General features: G+C 63.6%; 16 protein-coding genes and 1 tRNA gene. 5 read left to right on the forward strand and 12 right to left on the reverse strand.

Going from position 1 to position 17,708, the window contains the following annotated elements:
• The first annotated feature begins 292 nt into the window (after nucleotides 1-292).
• From PV760_RS03710 to PV760_RS03730, 5 genes are all read left to right on the forward strand, one after another.
• Nucleotides 293-1,627: a branched-chain amino acid ABC transporter permease gene (locus PV760_RS03710; protein WP_227453511.1), complete on the forward strand. Its 1,335-nt coding sequence runs from the start codon at nucleotides 293-295 to the stop codon at nucleotides 1,625-1,627.
• 9 nt (nucleotides 1,628-1,636) lie between these two features.
• Entirely contained in the window at nucleotides 1,637-2,605 is a 969-nt protein-coding gene (locus tag PV760_RS03715; protein ID WP_018777281.1) for a branched-chain amino acid ABC transporter permease, read from the forward strand.
• Entirely contained in the window at nucleotides 2,602-3,678 is a 1,077-nt protein-coding gene (locus tag PV760_RS03720) for an ABC transporter ATP-binding protein (RefSeq protein ID WP_354627170.1), read from the forward strand. Before PV760_RS03715 ends, PV760_RS03720 begins: the two co-directional genes overlap by 4 nt.
• A complete protein-coding gene (locus PV760_RS03725) occupies nucleotides 3,675-4,445 on the forward strand; it encodes an ABC transporter ATP-binding protein (RefSeq protein WP_018777279.1) in 771 nt (256 codons plus the stop codon). The genes PV760_RS03720 and PV760_RS03725 overlap by 4 nt, the downstream gene beginning before the upstream one ends.
• Nucleotides 4,446-4,537: 92 nt before the next feature.
• Complete coding sequence (locus tag PV760_RS03730; RefSeq protein ID WP_354627171.1) at nucleotides 4,538-5,395, forward strand: phosphotransferase family protein; 858 nt, start codon at nucleotides 4,538-4,540, stop codon at nucleotides 5,393-5,395.
• 87 nt (nucleotides 5,396-5,482) lie between these two features.
• Here PV760_RS03730 and PV760_RS03735 read toward each other — a convergent pair whose 3' ends face one another.
• From PV760_RS03735 to PV760_RS03790, 12 genes are all read right to left on the reverse strand, one after another.
• On the reverse strand, nucleotides 5,483-6,841 hold the full coding sequence (locus PV760_RS03735) for an ABC transporter substrate-binding protein (protein ID WP_018777277.1): 1,359 nt from the start codon (nucleotides 6,839-6,841) through the stop codon (nucleotides 5,483-5,485).
• 212 nt (nucleotides 6,842-7,053) lie between these two features.
• Nucleotides 7,054-7,127: transfer RNA gene (locus tag PV760_RS03740), tRNA-Leu, on the reverse strand.
• Between the two features lie 21 nt (nucleotides 7,128-7,148).
• Nucleotides 7,149-8,069, reverse strand: coding sequence for an N-acetyltransferase (locus PV760_RS03745; RefSeq protein WP_354627172.1), 921 nt, complete (start codon nucleotides 8,067-8,069; stop codon nucleotides 7,149-7,151).
• A 107-nt stretch (nucleotides 8,070-8,176) separates the two neighbouring features.
• Nucleotides 8,177-9,631: an NAD(P)/FAD-dependent oxidoreductase gene (locus PV760_RS03750; RefSeq protein WP_018777275.1), complete on the reverse strand. Its 1,455-nt coding sequence runs from the start codon at nucleotides 9,629-9,631 to the stop codon at nucleotides 8,177-8,179.
• Between the two features lie 38 nt (nucleotides 9,632-9,669).
• Nucleotides 9,670-11,073, reverse strand: coding sequence for a S8 family serine peptidase (locus PV760_RS03755; protein ID WP_354627173.1), 1,404 nt, complete (start codon nucleotides 11,071-11,073; stop codon nucleotides 9,670-9,672).
• Complete coding sequence (locus tag PV760_RS03760; protein ID WP_354627174.1) at nucleotides 11,070-12,026, reverse strand: Ppx/GppA phosphatase family protein; 957 nt, start codon at nucleotides 12,024-12,026, stop codon at nucleotides 11,070-11,072. The genes PV760_RS03755 and PV760_RS03760 overlap by 4 nt, the downstream gene beginning before the upstream one ends.
• Complete coding sequence (locus tag PV760_RS03765) at nucleotides 12,023-12,703, reverse strand: DUF501 domain-containing protein (protein ID WP_354627175.1); 681 nt, start codon at nucleotides 12,701-12,703, stop codon at nucleotides 12,023-12,025. Before PV760_RS03765 ends, PV760_RS03760 begins: the two co-directional genes overlap by 4 nt.
• A gap of 68 nt (nucleotides 12,704-12,771) precedes the next feature.
• Nucleotides 12,772-13,530, reverse strand: coding sequence for an FtsB family cell division protein (locus PV760_RS03770; RefSeq protein ID WP_354627176.1), 759 nt, complete (start codon nucleotides 13,528-13,530; stop codon nucleotides 12,772-12,774).
• Nucleotides 13,531-13,676: 146 nt separating this feature from the next.
• Nucleotides 13,677-14,957, reverse strand: coding sequence for a phosphopyruvate hydratase (gene eno, locus PV760_RS03775; protein WP_039240289.1), 1,281 nt, complete (start codon nucleotides 14,955-14,957; stop codon nucleotides 13,677-13,679).
• A 116-nt stretch (nucleotides 14,958-15,073) separates the two neighbouring features.
• Nucleotides 15,074-15,673, reverse strand: a complete 600-nt coding sequence (locus tag PV760_RS03780) for a MazG nucleotide pyrophosphohydrolase domain-containing protein (RefSeq protein WP_354627177.1) — start codon at nucleotides 15,671-15,673, stop codon at nucleotides 15,074-15,076.
• A 64-nt stretch (nucleotides 15,674-15,737) separates the two neighbouring features.
• Nucleotides 15,738-16,880, reverse strand: coding sequence for an adenosine deaminase (locus PV760_RS03785; protein ID WP_018777268.1), 1,143 nt, complete (start codon nucleotides 16,878-16,880; stop codon nucleotides 15,738-15,740).
• 28 nt (nucleotides 16,881-16,908) lie between these two features.
• Complete coding sequence (locus PV760_RS03790; protein WP_035733481.1) at nucleotides 16,909-17,592, reverse strand: DedA family protein; 684 nt, start codon at nucleotides 17,590-17,592, stop codon at nucleotides 16,909-16,911.
• Nucleotides 17,593-17,708: the final 116 nt, after the last annotated feature.

The raw sequence follows: 17,708 nt of genomic DNA on the forward strand, positions 1-17,708 counted from the left end.
CGGGACGCGTTTCGGCCCGCGAAACTTAAGTGACACTGCCACACAACAAATTTTTTGTTTAGGAATCCTGCATTAATAGTTGCCTATAGCTTCACAGTTGTTATCTGATCGCGATCTTCGCACCCCCGAACTGGGCATTCATTCGGTCCGTCGAGCGGTAACATAGGCCACACATGGGTGACTTAGATCACAATCGAGGCAGCTAGGCAAGAACTGTTCACAAGCCCCATGACCCGTTCGCACCGGCTGCAATGGCGCAGTCGGGACCACCCCCACTGTGGAGGTTTCCATTTTGAGAAGCACACTGCGCGACCCGTCCAAGAGACGGTCCAAGGGACTGCAGAGAGTCGTGGGGGCACTGTTCGCAGCCCTGATCGCAACTCTGTTGATCGCCGCCCCTTCGGCACAGGCAACCACCCCCTCGCCTTCGCCATCACCCACCAATTTCCAAAACAACATCAGCGGGTTCCTCCGCGATGACGCCCGGGCCCCCATACCCGGCGTCAAGATCAAGGCCTCGGGCAACGGATTCGAAGGTGAAGCCACCTCCGGAGCCAACGGTGCGTGGAGCATCGGCGTACCAGTCCAAGGCACCTATACCGTTGAGCTCGATACCTCGACCTTGCCCGATGGCATCAAGCTCGCGGATGGCCAGGACAACCCCAGGGATGTCACCTTCAGCCAGACATCCAACTTGTCGGTGATCTTCGCCTTCGGCAAAGGCATCGTGGTCCAGCAGCAGGACTTCGGCCAGAACCTCTTGAACCGCCTGGTGGCGGGTTTGAGCTTCGGCCTCCTCCTCGCATTGGCTGCAGTGGGACTTTCGCTGATCTTCGGAACCACCGGCCTCACCAACTTCGCCCACGGCGAGATGGTGACCCTCGGCGCAGTCCTCGTCTTCATGTTCAACGGCTTCGGCCTCCCCTTCTGGCTGGCGATCCTGCTGGCCCTCGTAGGCGGTGGGCTCTTCGGCTACGTCCAGGACGCAGGACTTTGGCGTCCCCTGAGGCGGCGCGGTTCCGGACTGGTCCCCATGATGATCGTCAGCATCGGCCTCGCCCTTGCCATCCGGTACGTCATCCAGTTCTTCTTTGGCGGTGCTACACAGCAGCTGCCGGGAGCACAGAGCGCTGAGATCCAGATCGGCCCCGTGTCCATCTCCCCCAACAACCTGTGGTCGTTGCTCATCAGTGCCGTGGTGATCGCCTTGATTGGGTTCATCCTGTTGAAGACCCGACTGGGCAAGGCGACCCGCGCGGTCGCCGACAACCCGGCGCTGGCAGCAGCCTCCGGCATCGACGTCGACTCCGTCATCCGGATCGTGTGGATCGTCGGCGGCGTCCTGGCCTCCCTGGGCGGCATCCTCTGGGCCTACTACCGCCCGGGTGTCACCTTCGATATGGGTTCACAGATCCTGCTGCTCATCTTTGCGGGCGTGACGCTCGGTGGATTGGGCACAGTATTCGGTGCGCTGATCGGTTCGATCGTCGTAGGCATCTTCGTGGAACTGACAACAGTCTTCGGCCTTCCCGCCGACCTCAAATACGTCGGTGCCCTTTTCATCATGATCGTTGTTCTTCTGTTCCGACCGCAGGGTATCCTCGGCCGGCGTGAGCGTGTGGGTTAGGAGCGGGCCATGGATTTCGGATTTATTTTCTCCAGCGCCCTTGGTGAATTGTTCAGCCCGACGACGGCGGCCTACGCGCTTGCCGCTTTGGGCCTTGCCGTGCACTTCGGCTACTCGGGCCTCCTGAACTTCGGCCAGGCAGGCTTCATGGCTGTCGGCGCCTACGGTTTCGCCATCTCCACTCTCACCTTCGATGCCCCGTTCTTTGTAGCCCTGCTCGTTTCGGTCATCTGTTCGGTCATCTTCGCCTTCATTCTGGGTATCCCAACGCTGCGGCTTCGAGCCGACTACCTGGCAATCGTCACCATCGCAGCCGCGGAAATTGTCCGCTACGTGGTCACCACCAACCAGCTCACCAAAGTCACCGGTTCCGCCAACGGCCTGGCTGCCTTCGAGAACACGTTCTACGCCATGAATCCCTTCCCCGAAGGGTCCTACATGGGTATGAACAACCGCGATTTCTTCATCCGCGTCGTGGGCTGGGGCCTGGTTATCGTCTGCTGCGTCCTGGTGTGGCTGCTGATGCGCAGCCCGTGGGGCCGCGTCCTGAAGGGCATTCGTGAGGATGAGAACGCTGTCCGATCCCTGGGCAAGAACGTTTACGCCTACAAGATGCAGGCACTCGTCATCGGTGGTGTCCTTGGCGCCCTGGCCGGCATGATCTTCACGCTTCCCCGCGGTGCTGTCCAGCCGTCCAACTACGGAACAGAACTGACGTTCTTCCTCTGGACATGCCTCCTGCTCGGCGGCATGGCCACCGTACTGGGGCCCGTTATCGGAGCAATGATCTTCTGGGTTGTCCTTTCCCTGACCCAGAGCCTGCTCTATGGCCTCATCGAATCAGGGGCGGTCACCTGGCTGACAACGGTCCAGGCGGGCCAGCTGCGCTACATCCTTGTGGGCGTGGCGCTGATGCTCCTGATGATCTTCCGCCCACAAGGCGTGTTCGGCAATAAGAAGGAGCTTGCTTTCGCATGAGTGAGACCAACGACAGCAATATCGGCAACAGCGAAAATATTGATTACATGACAGATTCGCGCCCGATCGCAGTTGGGGAAAACACACCCGGTTGCAAGAAACGCGATCCGATCGTGGTGGCAGAGGACGTGACCCGCTCCTTTGGCGGCATCAATGCTGTGGATGTCGAGTACCTCGAAATCCCCCGCCACAAGATCACCGCATTGATCGGACCCAACGGTGCGGGCAAAACCACCCTGTTCAACCTGCTGACGGGCTTTGACACTCCCAACTCCGGGAAGTGGCAGTTCGAAGGCAACAGCCTTGCCGGTGTTTCCTCCTACAAAGTGGCACGCATGGGCATGGTCCGGACCTTCCAGCTCACCAAGGTCATGGGCAAGCTGACCGTTATGGAAAACATGCGCCTGGGGGCAGCAGACCAACCGGGCGAGCGGCTCTCCAGGGCTCTGTTCAAGGGCATGTGGGGCGGCCGTGAAAAGGAGATCACCGCCCAGGCCAACATCCTGCTGGAGAAGTTCAAGCTGGATGCCAAGAAGGACGATTATGCTGCGTCGCTTTCCGGCGGCCAGCGCAAGCTCCTGGAGATGGCCCGCTCCTTGATGGTCAAGCCCAAACTGGTCATGCTCGATGAGCCGATGGCAGGCGTGAACCCGGCACTGACGCAGTCGCTGCTGGACCACATCAAGAACCTTAAGGCCGAGGGAATGACCGTACTCTTCGTCGAGCACGACATGAACATGGTCCGCCACATCGCTGACTGGGTGGTGGTCATGGCCGAAGGCAAGGTAGTGGCCGAGGGACCTCCTGGCGAAGTGATGAAGAACCCTGCCGTCATCGATGCCTACCTTGGCGCCCACCACGACGTCGATCTCGGCGACGCTGAAGGCATCAAGGAACTCGAGGCCGAGCTGGAGGCCGACGACGAGTCGGTGGTCGGCACGGAAGACGCCGGCATTCTGTCGGACATCGTCGAACCCAGGATCGTTGAACCGAAACACGCTGACCCGAAACACGCTGAACCGAAACACGTTGAACCCAATCATGTTGAACCCAGGAATGAGGAGGGGAAATGAGCAGCACCAGCGCCATGCCGGCTCCGGCTCCGGCCCCCACAGGCGATTCAGTGGTGAAGGTCACCAACCTCGTTGCAGGTTACATCCCGGGCGTCAACATCCTGAACGGCTGCAGCATCGAAGCCCGCAAAGGTGAACTCATCGGCATCATTGGCCCCAACGGCGCCGGCAAGTCCACGCTGCTGAAAGCCATGTTCGGTTTGGTCAAGGTCCACTCGGGCACCGTTGTGGTGCGAGGACAGGACCTCACCGGGTTGAAGGCCAACAAGCTGGTCACCCAGGGCGTTGGTTTCGTACCGCAGACCAACAACGTTTTTGCCACGCTGACCATCGAGGAAAACCTCCAGATGGGTATGTTCCAGCGGCCCAAGGTGTTCGCGGAACGCTTTGACTTCGTCACCAGCCTCTTCCCGGAGCTGGCCAAGCGGCGCGCCCAGCGTGCAGGGTCACTTTCCGGAGGTGAACGCCAGATGGTGGCCATGGGCCGGGCACTGATGATGGATCCCGCAGTGCTGCTCCTGGACGAGCCATCCGCTGGCCTCTCCCCCGTCAAACAGGACGAGACCTTCCTTCGGGTCCACGAAATCAACCGGGCCGGAGTGTCCGTGATCATGGTGGAGCAGAACGCCCGCCGCTGTCTCCAGATCTGCGACCGCGGCTACGTCCTGGACCAGGGCAAGGACGCCTACACAGGCACCGGCCGGGAGCTCATGAAGGACCCCAAAGTCATCCAGCTCTACTTGGGAACCTTGGCGGACGAGGTCTAGCGAAAAACAAAGCGGGGTCACTTCCTGCCCATGTTGGGTCTCCCAACGGGCCGGAAGTGACCCCGCTTTGTTGTTGCTGGCATGCTGGACGGATGACTGAAGGCCTCACTGAAGAACAGCGCGCCTTGCTGGAGTCCTGGCTGGGCCACTACCGGGTGGTGCGGGATCATTCCTGGCCACTCCAGGACACCACCGTGCTGCAGTTGGAAACCGCCTACGGAGACCAGGTCATCATCAAGGCGAGTGAGACCAGCCACCATATCCGCCGCGAGATTGCAGCCTATTCCCGTGGATTACCCGGGCTTGATGGCAACGTCCCTGTCATGCTCCACGCCGCCCCTGGCGCCGGTCTCCTGGTCACGCGCTACCTTCCGGGGGCGGTGGTGGCAGGTACGCCGGCAGAGGACGATGCGCAGACCTATCGGCAGGCCGGGGAACTCCTGCGCCTTTTGCATCAGCCGGCAGGAACGTCGGGCAGCTATCTGCGGTCACTCAGCATCAGAACCAGCTCGATGCTGGACAAGGCGCACGGGCTATTGGCGCGGCCCGTGCTGCGCGCCCTGGCTTCGGCGATTGCCGCCGTCGAACATCTTCCCGTCGAGGTGGTGACCACCCATGGCGACTATCAGCCCCGGAACTGGCTCCACGATGCCGGGACCATCCGCGTCATCGACTTCGGGCGGGCCGAGCTGCGCCCTTGGGTCCATGACCTGGTTCGTCTCGGCCATCAGCAGTTCCTGGAGCAACCCGGGCTGTCAGCGCCCTTCCATGAGGGTTTGGGCAGGCTTGTGGACACAGAAGAGGAATGGCATTCGTGGCGGCTGGAGAACCTCAACCAGGCGGTCGGAACAGTGGTCTGGGCACACCACGTGGGAGACCGGGACTTTGAACAACAGGGCGTCCGGATGGTGGAAAGAGTGCTTGACGGTTTCGAACCCTATCCCGGTTGACGCAGCAAATCCGGGTTGACGCGGAACAGGCCCCCTTCCTGGTGTGGAAGGGGACCTGTTGCAGACCGTGGTCTGTCGGTGTTCGGCTTAGAGCTTGCCGAACTCCTCACGAACCGGCTTGTAGGTGTTGTCGTCCTGGTACTCGTAGATACCGATGTACGCCTCGGTGGGGTCACCGGCGTCGGAGAACGTCACCGGACCCGACTGGCCGTCATAGTCGATGTCCTTGCCCTCGCGGAGCAGAGTGACGCAGGCGGGGTAGCTGGTGCACTTCTCGCCACCTTCGGAGACTTCCTTCAGCTTGGCTGCGATATCCGTGCCCTTGGTGCTCTTTGCGGCTTCGGAAGCCAGCGCGATCAGGTTCACGGCGTCGTAGGATTCACCTGCGTAGCTGTAGTCCTTCAGCGCGGGATCGATGGCCAGGAGCTTCTTCTTGAAGTCGTCCTTGGCGAACGTACCGGGAATCGTTCCCTGTGCACCCTTCAAGGTGCCTGCCTGGAAGTCCTTGCTGTAGTCCGAGGTGTTGCCGTCGACCATGAACAGCTGCGTGGGCTTGATGCCCTTGCCGGTGATCAGGGGGACGATGCTCTTGGCCTGGTCAAAGGTGATCAGGGCAATGGCATCCGGCTTTGCGGCCAGGACCTTGTCAACCTGGCTGCTGAACTGTGAGTCGCCTTCGTTGAAGAGTTCCTCAGCTACAACCTTGCCGCCGGCCGCCTCGAAGGCCTCCTTGACGTTCTTCTGAAGGCCGGTGCCGTAAGCGTCGTTGAGAACGATCATGCCAACGGTCTGGGCGCCACAGGTAGCCATGTAGTTACCAAGGACCTTGCCCTGCAGGACGTCTGACGGTGCAGTACGCCAGTACAGTCCCTTGTCATCCCAGGTGGTGAAATCGGGCGAGGTGTTCGCGGGCGAGAACTGGATGACGCCGGCACCCGTGATCTGGTTGATGACAGTCTTGGAAACACCCGAAGACGCCGCACCGATAACCGCGCTGACCCCCTGGCCCAGAAGTGCAGTGGTGGACTGCGTCGCGATGTCGGTCTTGGTGTCGCCGGAGTCACGGTGAACTACGGAAACCGGAGCGCCAAGGACGCCGCCGGCATCATTGACTTCCTTGATACCAAGGTTCACACCAGCGATTTCGGGTGGGCCGAGGAACGCCAGCGACCCCGTTGTCGGCAGGAGCGAACCAATCTTGAGCGGTGTGGACGTTGTGGTGGTCGAGGGGGGTACAGGTCCCGTGTTGGTGGCAGCCTGGCTGTTGCCGGCTCCCGCTCCGCCGCTCGGTGCCGGGCAGGAGATGCCTGCCGCCGCGGAAGCGGAGGAAGACCCAGTCTGTGTCGGCGTCGAAGACCCGCCACAAGCTGTGGCCAAAAGGGCGACCCCAATGCCAAGCGCTGTTAGCTTGGCGGCTCGGGGCGCCGCTGGGGAAAGATCAAACATTCGTTGTCTCCTCGATCGAAAGGTGCGAACTGCCTTTGATGCGATTACTCAGGTGTTCCTGATTAAGACTCAAACTAGTGCAATTGATCGGCGAACATAAGTGATTCAGGTCACATCCCTATAACACTCGTTGCCTGTGGGGAATCTACGAGGTCACTGGGAATTTTCACTGAAGAGGGGGGAAGGGAGAATGTGCTCCCACTTGCCCTGTGTGCCCCAGGTGGGACTCGAACCCACAACACGCGGATTTTAAGTCCGCTGCCTCTGCCAATTGGGCTACTGGGGCGCCCGGACCATGGTATCCCAGCTACAGCCGGTTGAAGGGTTCGGCGTACCGGAAGGTGCCGTGAACGCCGTCGGGCCAGTCCGGCAGTGCCAGCAGCTGGAAGTGATCTCCCCACCCCGTTTCCGGTGGTGCCACGCCCAGGGACCTTGCCGGCACGAAGCCGAACCGCTGGTAGTAGCCCGGGCTGCCCAGCAGCGCGATCCCCGGTTCCCCCATGGCGGTGGCACGGGCCACCGTCTCGCGCATGAGGGCAGAACCGACACCACGGCCCTGGAACTGCGGAAGCACGCCGATCGGCCCCAGCCCAAGGAGCTCCAGGTCTCCCACCCACCCCCGGGTTGAGATCGCATGGCCCACTATTTCGCCGCCTGCCTCAGCCACCACACTGAGTTCCGGAAGGTACCCGCTGCAGTCAAAGAGTTCCCGGAGCAGCCCTGCTTCAATCGGAACGCCCTCCACCGGCTCGCCCGTCACCGGCGAAATGGCGAAAGCGCGCGCGGTCAGTTCCAGGATCTCCGGGCGGTCTGCCGGCCGCTCAGTGCGCAGGACCAGACCCTGCGCCAGCAGCCGCAACACACCCATCGCCCGCGGCGCGTCCGCCACCGGCACCAGCAGGTGGTCGTGGTGGAAACCGGCAAGGACGTTGCAGCTGATGCCGGCGTGCGTGAGCGCTGCGCTGACTGCAGCTGTCAGCCCCACGGCTTCCAGCGCGGAGTGGACCTGCAGCGTAATCCACGAGGCCACAAAGTCGTAGCTGAGGCCGAGCCTGTCCGCCTCAGCGCGGTGCAGCACCACCGTCAGGCCCTCGGCCTCCCGGACAGCGGCCTCGATGGCACCTTCCAATGGCCGCCCGTGGGGCCAGAGCGCGTACACATACTCGCCGTCGCGGAATACGGGGTGCAGGGATTCCAGCAGGGTGGTCAAATCTGTTTCACCGGGCATGGCTTCAGTCTAGAAGACGGATTAAACGACGACGGCGGCCACTCCCCGCAGGGGGCGGCCGCCGTCGTGCTTGTACTGCTTGGTGCTTGTGCTACTTGGCGCTTGTACTACTTGGCGTCAGCAGTCACCGGGGTCTTGTCCTCGACAGGCTTCCCGGGCGCAGGAGCGGGCGCCGGAGCTGCGGCAGGCTTGGGAGCCGGCGTTGCTGCGGCCACGAACGCACCGCGCGGGTTGTCGAGGTCGATCAGCTGGGTGGTGTCGCGGCCTGCGAAGAAGGACAGGATCCAGCCAAAGATCACACGGAACTTGCGCTCAACCGTCGGCATGGCCATGCCGTGGTAGCCACGGTGTGCAAGCCAGGCGAGGCCGCCCTTGAGGCCGATGCGGCCCAGCAGGTTGATGTTGGCAACGCCCTTCCACTCGCCGAAGCCGGCAACAGCACCAAGGTTCTTGTGCTTGTAGTCGTGGAGCGGCTTGTCCCAGCGGGAAGCCCACAGGTTCTTGGCAAGCTTCTTGGCCTGGCGGAGTGCGTGCTGGGCGTTGGGGACGCAGGTGCCGTCCGGCAGGCCCTTGCCCGTGAGGTCCGGAACAGCGGCGATGTCGCCGGCCGCCCAGGCGTTCTCCACGATGCCTTCGTCGCCTGCGATGCGCAGGTCCGGGAGGACGCGGACGCGGCCGCGCGGTTCCAGCGGGAAGTCGGTGGACCGGATCATCGGGTTGGCCTGCACACCGGCAGCCCAAACGAGCGTGTCTGCTTCGACTTCACCGGCAGAGGTCTTGTCCGGCAGGTTGATGAGCTTGAGGTTGCCCTCGGCGCTGTCCAGGGAGGTGTTGAGCAGAACTTCGATGCCACGGCTGCGGAGGTGCTCCACGACCCACTCGGCCTGCGAGGCGGTGACCTCGGGCATGATGCGGCCCATGGCTTCAACCAGGATGAAGCGGACTTCTTCCTGGCGGACGCGCGGGTTGTTGCGGACTGCTGCGCGGGCGAGGTCTTCCATTTCGGTGAGGCACTCGATGCCTGCGAAGCCGCCACCGACCACTACGAAGGTCAGTGCCTTGGCGCGCTCTGCGGGGTCGGTCATGGTGGAAGCGGCTTCAATGCGCTCCAGGACCTTGTTGCGCAGCGCAACGGCTTCTTCGATGGTCTTCAGGCCGATGCCCTTGTCCGCGAGGCCCTTGATGGGGAAGGTGCGGGTGATGGCGCCGGCTGCGATCACGACGTCGAAGTACGGGATCTCGAAAGGCTCGCCGCCATCGGAAGGAGCCACGACCGCAGTGCGGTTGGCGTGGTCGATGCTGGTGACGCGGCCCTGGATGAGCTCAGTCTGCTTCAGGTGCTGACGGTGGGAGACGACGGCGTGGCGTGCCTCGATGTTGCCACCTGCCACCTCGGGGAGGAACGGCTGGTAAGTCATGTAGGGCAGCGGATCCACGACGGTGACGATGCCACCGGCATTCGCGATCTTCTTCTGCAGTTTGAGTGCTACGTACAGGCCGACGTAGCCGCCGCCGACGACGAGAACCCGGGGACGGTCAATGAGCTCTGGGGTGGTTGCCATGGATCCAGAGTACAACACTTTGTGAAAATCTTCACTAACTACGTTTTGCCGGGCGGATCCACCGTCTCCAAGGTGCCGGTTTCAACCTCTTCAGGCACGGCGGGAGGATACTTCGACACCCGCCGCAGCTGGATGGCGGCGCCGGCCACCAAGGCGATGAAAAGCGCGCCAAAGCCCAGTACGACGGCGGCGGGCAAGGCATCGTCGACGGTCGCCGGAGACTTGGCGACAGGAACGGTGGGGTCGGCCAGGGTGGGCACAGCACTGGTCGGGCTGGCTACCGGTGCTTGTGAAGGCTCACTGAGCACCCCGCGGCGATGCACCCGGATCCAGTCCGCGATGGATCCCAGCGGATTGCTGCTGGTGGTGGGAACATCGGCCTTAAGCGCAGCCTCGGCGTCGAGGACGCCATAGCCGTACAGCGGATCCTTCCCAGGCGCTCCGGCATCCTTGGCCGTACTGACAATCCGGTTGATGACCTGGCTGGCACTCATCTCCGGCCATTTGGAGCGGATGAGGACCGCCACGCCGGAAACGATGGGAGCGGCGCCCGAGGTTCCGGCCCATTCGGCGTAGCCGCCGCCGGGAATGCCTCCCACAAGGTTCTCCGCCGGTGCGGCCACCCCGATGCTGATGCCCTGTGACGACGAGTCCACGCTGGCGCGGCCTTCGCCGTCGAGCCCGGCAACGGTAAGGACGCCCGGGATGGTGGCCGGGGCCCCTACCTGGACGTTTCCGCCCACGCGGTTCCCTGCGGCAGCGACAATGACGACATCCTTCTGCTCCGCATAGAGGAAAGCCGCGTCCCAGCTCTGCGGCCAGTCCGGTGACGTACTGCCGAGGGAAATGTTGATGACCTTCGCGCCGTTGTCCACGGCCCAACGAACGGCGTCGGGAATTTGCTCCTGATCGGTCTTCCCGCCGGGGTTGGGCGAACCAAGCCAGGTGGACACCGACAGGATCTGGGCTTCCGGTGCCACGCCGGTGATCCCGTCCGGTCCCTCGGCAGGAGGAGTCGTGGGGACAGGCGGGGACGAGGGTGTCGCGGAGGCCGAAGCCGACGCCGACGGTGGCGGCGTGGGCGTCGCATGCCCTCGCCCTGCCAGCATGGTAGCCACCAGCGTTCCGTGCTCGGTCTTGGCACCGATGCTCTTTTGCCCGTCGGGGGTACCGGCTCCGGAGACATCCGTACCGCCCACCACGGCACCCTTGAGGTCGGGGTGGTTTCCATCGACGCCGCTGTCGATGATCGCCACTTTGACCCCTGCCCCCTTGGAGACCTGCCAGGCGTTGGCAACCCCGGAATCCTTGATCCAGAACTCCTTGTCACGCCAGGCGTCCGCCACCGCGGCCGGAGCCGTCACGACGGCACCCAGCAGCACACCGCCGGCCAGCACGGAGGCAAGGGCGGCGGAGAGGGTACGGCGGCGCAGCACCGTCATTCAGCGTCCCGGATGCTCAGGGCAATGCCGTCCAGGATGTCGTGCTCGCTCGAAACGGCTCCACGGATCCTCCCGTTGCCGGCCTCAGCCAGCCGGGCCAGGATCCGGCGCCACACCAAGGCTCCGGCCCCGATGACATCCACGCGTCCGGGATGCATGTAGGGAAGCGCTGCGCGTTCGGCCCGGGTCATTTCCAGCAGGCTGGTGCAGGCGTCGCTGATGGTCACAAGGTCCAGGGATGCGCCGTGGATCCGCTCGGGCTGGTATTCGCTCAGGCCCAACGCGTGCGCGGTGATGGTGGTGATGGAGCCCGCCACTCCAACCACGGCTGTGGCGCGGTCAAACGGGACCGTCCGGGCCGCGAGGTCGATCGCGGCATCGACGTCGGCCTCTGCGGCAGCGATTTGAGCGGCAGTGGGCGGATCGTTGCGAAGGTGGCGTTCGGTGAGCCGCACGCAGCCGATGTCCACGGATCGGGCGGCGATCACGCCGCCAGGGTCGCCCAGGACAAACTCCGTGCTCCCGCCGCCGAGGTCCACCACCAGGATGGCGTCCTCCCCCGTGACGGGCAGGACGCTGCTTGCGCCGGCGAAGGACAAGGCAGCTTCCTCGTCACCGGAGATGACCTCGGGCTCAACTCCCAGCAGCTCCCGGATCCCGTCCACGAAAACCTGCCGGTTACGGGCATCGCGGGTAGCCGAAGTTGCTGCGAAACGGACCCGCCGGGCGCCATGGTCCTCGATCAGGCGCGCGTAATCGCGGGCGGCTGCGAAGGTACGCTCAAGGGCTTCCGGAGCAAGCTCGCCGGTGGCATCCACGCCCTGGCCCAGCCGCACCACGCGCATCTCTCGCACGACGTCGGTAAGCGGCCCCGGTGCGCCGCTCGCCGAAGCGTCGGCGATGAGGAGCCGGATGGAGTTGGTTCCGCAGTCGATGGCGGCCACACGGCTCATGCGTTTCCCTCTTCTGCAGGGGTTGCGGACTGGGCCTTGCGCACCGGCGCCGGGCGTCCCACGATCTCCGGAAGACCCTGGGGTCCGTGTCGGCTCAAGTCCCGGGAGGGCGCCTCCCCCGCAGTGTCCCATGCTCCGTCGCAGTAACAACGGTCCTTGGTCCACCACTCGGAGATGGCTTCGATGGCCTCGTCGCCGAGCGGATTGACGCCCGGACCAGCGGCCAGGGCGTGGCCCACCAGCACGTGCAGGCATTTCACGCGGGTCGGCATGCCCCCGGCGGAGATTCCGTCGATCTCGGGGACGGCACCGGTGCCGGAGCGGCCGGCGATGTCGTTTCGAGCCTGCAGATACGCCTCATGGGCGCCCCGGTAGGCGTCAGCAAGGTCCTGCTCACCGGTCAGGCGCTGGTTCATTTCGTTCATGAGCCCACCTGCTTCAAGCCGCGAAACAGCGGAGGTGATGACCGGGTGGGTCAGGTAGAACGTGGTGGGAAACGGGGTCCCGTTGCTGAGCCGCGGCGCGGTCGCCGCCACCAGCGGGTTGCCGCACACACAGCGTGCCGGGATCTCCACGACGTCCCGGACCGGCCTGCCGAGCTGGCGGCTGAGGACCTCGAGGTCGTGTGCTGATGGCTGGCGGGATTCCTGCGGCACGGCTGCCGTGTTCTCTTCCACTTGCGCTGCCAACCTTCCTGCCCTTGTTGCCGTGTCCCATGCGGACACGACGGCGGTGGGCGCCGCGTCTAGTCTGTTGCCGATCGTCTGATGGACTCCCAGAGAGCATCCACCCAGGGCAGATTCTCCGGGTTTGCAGTTGATCCGGAGCCGGTGCGGCCACCCGGCGTGCCGGCGGCATCTTCCCCGCCAAACACCCAGTAACCTGTTTCACCCGGCATAACCATGTTAATGCGGTCGCGGGCCTGCTGTTTCACATAGTTGGGATCCTGCCACCGTGAGATCTGCTTGTTCAGCTCAGTTTGCTCCGCCTTGCGGCTGGCAATTTCGGCCTCCAGGGCTGAGATTTCAGCACGCTTCTCCAGGAAGATCTTCACGGTGGGCGCCAACAGGATGGTGATGGCAATCATCACCACGGCCAGCGCCAGCATCCTGCCTGAGAAGGCTTTTGCGGGCACGGGATCGAGATTGTCGGAGTCCTTGTCCGTCTTGCCTGCGGTGTCGCCCGCCTTTGCTGACGCACCTTTGCCGCCGGAGCCCGTCTTGCTGCCGCCTGCTTTGCCGGAACCTGTTCCGGCCTTGCCGGTGCCTGGCGCGGGGGTGCCGGGCGCTGTGGTGCGTGGCGCCGTCGGTTTGTCAGAGGTGCGCGGCTTATCAGCAGCGCGTGGGGCACCCAGGGAAATGACGTCGGCGTCCTCGGAGGCCTGCGGGGTGGCATGGCCGCCAGCGGACGTCCCGGGACGGCGTGTTGCGCCTGCGGGGCGGGCTGTGCCTGAAGGACGGCCAAGGGCGTCGGCCCTGGGTACTTTTGGACGACGGGTGGCCATGACACTCCTGTAATGCCCGGTGCTTGCCTGGCGGGGTTGCTGCACTTGCTTGTCGAAACTTGCTTGTCGAATCTGGCCAGCTTTAAACAGAACCGGTGGCCATGGTCTTTCCACCATAGCCACCGGTCAACTGATTTCGCTGAAGGCTAGCCCTTGAAACGCGGGAAAGCGCTGCGGCCGGCGTAGCGTGCGGCGTCGTCGAGTTCTTCTTCGATGCGCAGCAGCTGGTTGTACTTTGCGACACGCTCGGAGCGGGCCGGGGCACCGGTCTTGATCTGGCCGGCGTTGGTGGCAACGGCGATATCGGCGATCGTGGTGTCCTCGGTTTCGCCGGAGCGGTGCGAGGTGATGGTGGTGTAGCCGGAGCGCTGGGCCAGGGAAACGGCGTCCAGCGTCTCGGTCAGGGAACCGATCTGGTTGACCTTGACCAGCAAGGAGTTGGCCGTGGCGGCGTCGATGCCCTGCTGCAGGCGGACCGGGTTGGTGACGAAGAGGTCGTCGCCCACCAGCTGGACCTTGTCACCGATGGTGTCGGTAAGGGTCTTCCAGCCTTCCCAGTCGTTCTCGTCCAGCGGGTCCTCGATGGAGACCAGCGGGTAGTCGGCAACGAGTTCGGCGTAGTAGGCGCTCATCTCGGTGGCGGAGAGTGCTTTGCCTTCGAACTGGTAGGCGCCGTCCTTGAAGAACTCGGAGGAGGCAACGTCCAAGGCCAGTGCGATGTCCGTACCCGGGGTGTAGCCGGCGTTCTTGATGGCTTCCTGGATCAGGTCCAGTGCAGCGCGGTTGGACGGCAGGTTGGGGGCGAAGCCGCCTTCGTCGCCGAGGCCGGTGGAGAGGCCCTTTTCCTGGAGGACAGCCTTGAGGTTGTGGTAGACCTCAACGCCCCAGCGGAGGCCTTCGGAGAAGGTCTCGGCGCCGATCGGGGCGATCATGAATTCCTGGATGTCGACGTCCGAGTCGGCGTGCGAGCCACCGTTGAGGATGTTCATCAGGGGAACCGGAAGCACGTGGGCGTTCGGGCCGCCGAGGTACTTGTACAGCGGCAGGTCAGCCGAAGCTGCTGCAGCGTTGGCCACGGCCAGGGAAACACCAAGGATGGCGTTGGCGCCCAGCTTGCCCTTGTTGGGCGTGCCGTCGAGGTCGATCATGGCCTGGTCGATGCTGCGCTGGTCAGTGGCGTCGAAGCCAATGAGTGCCGGGGAGATCTCGTCGATGACGGCGTCTACGGCCTTCTGGACACCCTTGCCGAGGTAACGGCCTTTGTCTCCGTCGCGGAGTTCGACAGCTTCGTGCTCGCCGGTGGAAGCACCGGAGGGAACTGCTGCGCGGCCGATCTGGCCGTCGGAGAGCAGGACCTCAACTTCTACGGTCGGGTTTCCGCGGGAATCAAGGATCTCGCGTGCGTGGATGGCATCGATAAGCGCCATGGATGTGCTCCTTATGGGCAAATTACAGGAATGAGGAGGGAAATTCTCAACGTCCTCGTCGCTACTAGCGTAGTCCAGAGTGGCTCAGGTTACGGAACGACTTCCAACCTTTCACGTCATGAAGGCCGGGCCTGGCTGTTCTGAAACGATCGAACTGCGGCGCGAAGGGCGCGTTCGGCGTCGAGTCCCTGCTCCCTGGCCCCGGCGACGACCGCCAGCAGCAACTCGCCGAGCGCCTCTTCCGTGGCAGGGATGACGGGAACAACGACGCCGGCCGGCGCGCCTTGCGCGTCGACGTCCAAGCCTGCACGGACCGCCCGGTCCAGGGACTTCTGCGCCGCCGCCAACGCCGGAAGGTGGGGCGGAATGCCCTCGAAGGGGTCCTTCCGCTCCGGTTTCTCCGCACGCTTGGCCGCGTCCCACTTGAGGATGATTTCCTCGACACTGGCCGGAAAGCTTTCCTGGAGGGAACCGTCGGGCTTGAAGACGTGCCGGTTCCGCCGGATCATCTTGGCATTGATGTCCGCGGCCACGGCCTCGAAGTCGAAGCTGCCGCGCTCCTCGGCGAGCCGGGCGTGAAGTACTACCTGAAGCAGTACATCGCCCAGCTCGCCGCGAAGCTCATCGTCAACAGCACCCGCCTCGATCGAGTCCACCACTTCATAGGCTTCCTCGATCAGGTACTCCACCAGCGACTCATGAGTCAGGGCACCCATCCAGGGGCAATGCTCACGTAATGCGGCGATCGTCCCGATGAGCTCTGTGAGCCCGTAGCAATTGTCAGCCGAGGTTGGCGTAGGCATCGTTGATGTACTCGACCAGCGCCTCGCGCTCATCCAGCGGCAGGAAGGCCGCTTCGGCTGCGTTGAGTGTCAGTTCCAGCAGGTCATCGAGGTCATAGTCGAACGTCTCCACCAGGAGCTCGAACTCATCCGTCAGGGTGACGCCGCTCATGAGGCGGTTATCGGTGTTGATGGTCACGTTGAAGCCGAGCTGGAAGAGCATGTCCACCGGGTGGCTTTCAATGCCCTCGCCAAAACCGGAAATGGCGCCGGTCTGGAGGTTGGACGACGGGCAGATCTCCAGGGCGATGCCGCGGTCGCGGACCCAGGCAGCCACGCTGCCGATGGTCACCATGCCCACGGTGTCTTCGCCGTCGTCGTCCGAGTTGTCCTCGAACTCAACCGAGATGTCCTCGGCGATCCGCACGCCATGGCCAAGGCGCAGTGCCCGGCCGTCCACGAGTGCGGACTGGATGCTTTCGAGTCCGGCTGCCTCTCCTGCGTGGACTGTGGCGGGGAAGTTGTTCTCCGCCAGGTAGGTGAACGCATCCTTGAAGCGCGAGGGCAGGAAACCGTCCTCGGCCCCGGCGATATCGAAGCCGACGGCTCCATTGGCCCGGTGACGGACGGCGAGCTCAGCGATTTCCTGGCCACGGTCGGCGTGGCGCATGGCGGTGATTAGTTGCCCGACCTGGATCTGCTGGCCACGCTCTTCTGCTGCATCCACGCCCGCTTCGAGGCCGGTCTGGACGGCTTCCACCACTTCGTCCAGGGTCAGGCCCTTCTGGAGGTGCTGTTCCGGGGCCCAACGGACTTCGCCGTACACCACGCCGTCTTCAGCCAGGTCCTCAACGAATTCCTTGGCGACCCGGAACAGGCCTTCCTTGGTCTGCATAACCGCGATGGTGTGGTCGAACGTTTCGAGGTAACGGACCAGCGAGCCGGAGTCGGCGGACTCGCGGAACCATTCACCGAGGGCGACAGCATCGGTGGATGGCAGCGTGTGGCCTACGGCTTCGGCCAGTTCGATGATGGTGGCGGGGCGCAGGCCTCCATCCAGGTGGTCGTGGAGGGAAACTTTGGGGAGGCTCTTCAGATCGAAGTCGAGGGCAGGGGCGGCGTCAAGTATGGGCTCAGTCACGTACTAAGACTAGGGCGACGGCGGGACCTTAGCCAGCAGGCTTTGAACGGTCGACGCCGACAACCGCCTTTTGGGACTTTTCCACCGCAGGTGCCTCGGCACTCGCGGCGGCGTCCTTGGAGTGATCCTTCTTCTCGAGGTACTTGTGCCACCAGCGGAGCGCGTGATCGACGACGATACCCAGGACCACGGCAAAGGCAACCGCAATGCCAACGCCCAGGAGTGGGTTGTTGTGGACCCACTGCCCGGCGAGCAGACCGATCCCGATGGAATAGGCCACCCACGTGATGCAGGCGAAGGCGTCCAGCAGGAAGAAGGTCCGGTGCCGGAATCCGGTCTGCCCGGCGACGTAGTTGACAGCTACGCGGCCCCACGGGATGTAGCGTGCCGTGAAGATGAGCACCGCGCCGCGCTTGTCCAGTTCGTACTGGGCCCACGCGAACATCTTCTGCACCTTGGGGCGGCGCATCCACTTCCACCGTGTGAGGCCGATCTTGCGGCCGAGCATGTAGGCCATGTTGTCGCCCGCCATGGCTCCCACCAGGGCGGTTGCCCCCAATATCCACAGGTTGGGCTCTCCGCTGTGAAGGGACAGCGCCGAGAGGCCAACGATGGCTGTTTCGCTGGGAAGGATGGTGGCAAATCCGTCGATGAAGAAAAAGACCAGAAGTACCGGATATATCCAGGGCTGCCCGGCTGCATGCTCGAGCATTTGGTTCAAAAACTCCACGCGGCGGTAGCTCCTAGATGAATATGACTTGACAGTGTGACCGAAGTCGCTCTTAGTGTCCCATGGCCGGGACGTCGTTCGCTACGCCCCAGCCCCGG

Source organism: Paenarthrobacter sp. CC6 (assembly GCF_040560085.1).
GTDB lineage: Bacteria > Actinomycetota > Actinomycetes > Actinomycetales > Micrococcaceae > Arthrobacter > Arthrobacter nicotinovorans.

Coding starts and splice junctions, on each gene's coding strand:
- PV760_RS03790 (WP_035733481.1), bottom strand. CDS start 17,592: ATGCTCGAGCATGCAGCCGGGCAGCCCTGGATATATCCGGTACTTCTG.
- PV760_RS03770 (WP_354627176.1), bottom strand. CDS start 13,530: ATGGCCACCCGTCGTCCAAAAGTACCCAGGGCCGACGCCCTTGGCCGT.
- PV760_RS03725 (WP_018777279.1), top strand. CDS start 3,675: ATGAGCAGCACCAGCGCCATGCCGGCTCCGGCTCCGGCCCCCACAGGC.
- PV760_RS03760 (WP_354627174.1), bottom strand. CDS start 12,026: ATGAGCCGTGTGGCCGCCATCGACTGCGGAACCAACTCCATCCGGCTC.
- eno (WP_039240289.1), bottom strand. CDS start 14,957: ATGGCGCTTATCGATGCCATCCACGCACGCGAGATCCTTGATTCCCGC.
- PV760_RS03720 (WP_354627170.1), top strand. CDS start 2,602: ATGAGTGAGACCAACGACAGCAATATCGGCAACAGCGAAAATATTGAT.
- PV760_RS03715 (WP_018777281.1), top strand. CDS start 1,637: ATGGATTTCGGATTTATTTTCTCCAGCGCCCTTGGTGAATTGTTCAGC.
- PV760_RS03730 (WP_354627171.1), top strand. CDS start 4,538: ATGACTGAAGGCCTCACTGAAGAACAGCGCGCCTTGCTGGAGTCCTGG.
- PV760_RS03780 (WP_354627177.1), bottom strand. CDS start 15,673: ATGGGTGCCCTGACTCATGAGTCGCTGGTGGAGTACCTGATCGAGGAA.
- PV760_RS03755 (WP_354627173.1), bottom strand. CDS start 11,073: ATGACGGTGCTGCGCCGCCGTACCCTCTCCGCCGCCCTTGCCTCCGTG.
- PV760_RS03735 (WP_018777277.1), bottom strand. CDS start 6,841: ATGTTTGATCTTTCCCCAGCGGCGCCCCGAGCCGCCAAGCTAACAGCG.
- PV760_RS03745 (WP_354627172.1), bottom strand. CDS start 8,069: ATGCCCGGTGAAACAGATTTGACCACCCTGCTGGAATCCCTGCACCCC.
- PV760_RS03750 (WP_018777275.1), bottom strand. CDS start 9,631: ATGGCAACCACCCCAGAGCTCATTGACCGTCCCCGGGTTCTCGTCGTC.